This window comes from Mesotoga sp. HF07.pep.5.2.highcov (assembly GCF_003666285.1).
GTDB lineage: Bacteria > Thermotogota > Thermotogae > Petrotogales > Kosmotogaceae > Mesotoga > Mesotoga prima.
This window is the reverse complement of sequence record NZ_JFHJ01000048.1, coordinates 1-2,126: the sequence shown is the minus strand read 5'-3', so window position 1 is coordinate 2,126 and position 2,126 is coordinate 1. Positions and strand designations below refer to the sequence as shown.

The window sequence follows — 2,126 nt, the reverse complement described above, 5'->3', positions numbered from 1 at the left end:
TTCATACTCCAGTTCGGAGGCGCCATTCTCGCGGCCGTTACGCTTGATTTTATCGGGCTCGGCCCGACTCAGGGGATCTCGCTCGGACTCATGATGCAGAATGCGGTTCTTTGGAGCGCAATTCAGCTCGGAATGTGGTGGTGGCTGATACCTCCCGGAGTAGCCATTACGGCTATCGTCGGCGCGCTCTACTTTATGAATACTGGACTGGACGAAGTCTTCAATCCTAAATTGAGGGAGCTGTAACAATGTCTCTAAGCGTGGATGGCCTTAGAGTCTATTACCAGACTCTTAAGGGAGATATAAAGGCACTGGACGGTGTGAGCTTCGATCTTCGTGATGGGGAGATCGCAGGAATTGCCGGAGAATCGGGCTGCGGGAAATCGACTCTGAGCAACTCCCTCATAATGCTTCGCCTCCCGATGAAACTCGTGGAGGGCAGTGCCTCTCTTGACGGAAATCCACTTCCAATCGGCGATCAAAGAAAGATGAACGACTTCAGATACAAGAGAATCTCGATAATCCCTCAGTATGCCATGAATGCCTTGAATCCCACCGTGAAGCTCAAGAGACTCATCTCAGATCTTCTCGCCTGTCACGGCGTGGGTTACGAAAAAACTCTCCCCGAACTCAACAGGAGGTTGGATCTCGTGGGTCTGGATAGATCGGTCCTGAACATGTATCCCGTAGAGCTGTCGGGCGGAATGAAGCAGAGGGCCGTAATGGTTATCTCAACGCTTCTGAATCCCTCTCTGCTGATAGCCGACGAGATCACATCGGCCCTGGATGTCTCGACTCAGCGAGCAGTGGCCGAGATGATCGTGGAGTTCAGGGACAAGGGCTTCGTCAAAAGCATCATCTTCGTTACCCATGACATCTCGATCCTCTACCAGATAGCCGATTCTATTCTTATAATGTACGCGGGCAAGCTTGTCGAGCGGGCCGCCACGGAACTGATAATAAAAAGGCCCGTCCATCCCTACACGAAGATGCTTATCTCGTCTCTGCCGGAGGTCGGCGTTCACTACACAGATAGAAGACTGAAAGGGATCCCTGGAAAACCCCCTCAACTCCTCTCGCCTCCGCGGGGCTGCAGATTCAAGGACAGATGCCCGATCGCCTTCGAAAAATGCGAAGAGGAACCGCCCATGGTCGAAATCGAGCCTTCACACTGGGTGGCCTGCTGGGGAGTGAACTAGATGCTTGAGCTCATTAATCTGACGAAGGTCTTCAAGACGGGAATGTTCTCTTCAGGCAGGCTCAAGGCCGTAAACAACGTCTCATTCAAGATCGAAGAGGGAGAGGTCACCTCGCTCATAGGCGAAAGCGGGAGCGGAAAAAGCACCATAGGAAAGATGATCCTGAGATTGTTAACAATCACCGAAGGGGAAATAAGACTTGACGGACGCGATATAAGCGGGCTGAAGGGCGCAGAGCTAAGAGACTATTACAGAAAGGTCCAGGGTGTTTTTCAGGATCCCTTCAGCTCGTATAATCCTATCTTCAAAGTTGACAGAGTCTTCGAGAATCTTAGATCGGTCTTCTTTGCGAAGATGCACTACAGCGACTGGATGGACAAGGTCCACACGGTCCTGAAACTGGTTGGCCTCGATCCGGATCAGATTCTGGGCAAGTATCCTCATCAGCTGAGCGGCGGACAGCTCCAGAGAATTCTCATATCCAGGGCCCTGCTGCTGGACGTGAACTTTCTAGTTGCCGACGAACTGATCAGCATGCTCGACGCCTCTACAAGAATAGATGTTTTGAACCTGCTCGCAGACCTCAAAAAGAAGGGGCTTTCAATCCTCTTCATAACTCATGACCTGTCTCTTGGTTACTATCTGAGTGAAAAAGCGGTGATACTGTTCAAAGGTCATGTCGTAGAAATGGGAAGAACTGACAAAGTTTTCTTCAACCCCCAGCACTATTACACATGCAAACTTCTCTCTTCAGTACCGAGGCTCGACAAGAAGTGGGAGGATATTGAAAGCGATCACAAAAGGAAAATAGACGGGCGGAAGTGTTTCGATCCCATCGTGGACGCGGAACATGAAATGGTGGAAGTTGAAGAGGATCACTATGTTGCCGTACAAAGGAGATGAAGACATGTTTGGCGAAGATTTCCT

The 2,126-nt window shown here is 50.6% G+C and carries 2 protein-coding genes and 1 pseudogene; all 3 read left to right on the top strand.

What is annotated here, in order from left to right; all coding sequences use genetic code 11:
• A pseudogene (locus tag BG32_RS00935) lies at window positions 1–246 on the top strand (ABC transporter permease subunit); the annotation flags it as partial.
• 2 nt (window positions 247–248) lie between these two features.
• Window positions 249–1,199: an ABC transporter ATP-binding protein gene (locus BG32_RS00930; RefSeq protein ID WP_121526238.1), complete on the top strand. Its 951-nt coding sequence runs from the start codon at window positions 249–251 to the stop codon at window positions 1,197–1,199.
• On the top strand, window positions 1,200–2,102 hold the full coding sequence (locus BG32_RS00925) for an ABC transporter ATP-binding protein (RefSeq protein ID WP_121526237.1): 903 nt from the start codon (window positions 1,200–1,202) through the stop codon (window positions 2,100–2,102). It begins immediately after the preceding gene.
• Window positions 2,103–2,126: the final 24 nt, after the last annotated feature.

Bases quoted from the DNA above. Each gene is read 5' to 3' on its own strand.
- BG32_RS00925 (WP_121526237.1), top strand. From the start codon at position 1,200: ATGCTTGAGCTCATTAATCTGACGAAGGTCTTCAAGACGGGAATGTTC.
- BG32_RS00930 (WP_121526238.1), top strand. From the start codon at position 249: ATGTCTCTAAGCGTGGATGGCCTTAGAGTCTATTACCAGACTCTTAAG.